Below are 1,017 nucleotides of genomic sequence, written 5' to 3' on the forward strand. Positions count from 1 at the left end.
ATGACCAGGCCACGCGCATACGGCATGGATCCCCAAAGATAATGTCCGCCGCCTCACTACGTCAGAATGGGACATCATCGAATACCATCAATGCCCGCCGGCGCTGCGCTCCATCCGATGGGGCAAGCGGCTCCCCGGCTTCCTTCCGGAATAACTCGCCGGTCAGTCGAGCCAGTGCTCTTGAAAGTCTGGATAGTCCTTTGTATGGCCGGCGAGGATGAAAAAGCCCTGGACTGAGAGCACAATCCGGGGTTCTCTTTGACGGCGTGGCTATGCGGGCTGCAGTTCCGGTGCCGGGACGCGCTTGATGGTCGACACCGAGACGCCTACCTTCTTGGCGATGTTCGGGTTGGACATCCGTTCCTCTTTCAGCTTCCAGACAAGCTCGCTCTTTTCGGCCTCAGAGAGGGCCGCCTAGGCGATACCCTGGTCCTCGACCAGCTGGCCTACGGGCCCCTTCCGTGGGGCCGGCACGGAGGGTGTCAGGGCCACCACAGGGGCTGTAGCTGGCCGTGGAGCTGCTGTGCGTGCCTCCGTCCCGGCCCGGGGAGGCGCAGTCACTGACTCAACGGAGGGAAGGACCACGGCCGCAGGGACTGCAGCCGTTGGTTCGGCCTTGATGACGACCGGAGCGGCGGGCGATCGGCGTTCCCGGGCATGTGCCGGCTCTGTCGTATCCTGAGCTGTGTCCTGGGCATGCGGCCGTGCGATCAGGACGTTCTCTATTACCAGGCTTGCACCGAGTGCGGCCAGTGGCATGAGGGCAGACAGTGCGGCGCCGGAGAAGGTCCCTGCCGTCCAGGAGGACTGCGGACCGGCCGGGATGAGGACGTGGACGATGTTGGCGGTGATGGAAACCAGGGTCCAGAACCCGGTTGCCATGTTTGTCAGCACGGTCGATTCGCCGCGGGATTTCCGCACGAGCGTGGCCAAGGTGAAGAGAATCAGGCCGAGATCCACGACGGCCGAGACCCGTACTGCAAATCATGGGGGATCAGCATGTAGGCGGCAAGGGAG

1 protein-coding gene is annotated in these 1,017 nt (G+C 63.5%); it reads right to left on the reverse strand.

The window, feature by feature from the left end; genetic code table 11:
* Positions 1–414: 414 nt before the first annotated feature.
* Complete coding sequence (locus tag AC6CH3_RS23325) at positions 415–960, reverse strand: hypothetical protein (protein WP_498134694.1); 546 nt, start codon at positions 958–960, stop codon at positions 415–417.
* Between the last annotated feature and the right edge of the window lie 57 nt (positions 961–1,017).

It is taken from the genome of Arthrobacter sp. GQ119 (assembly GCF_059759125.1).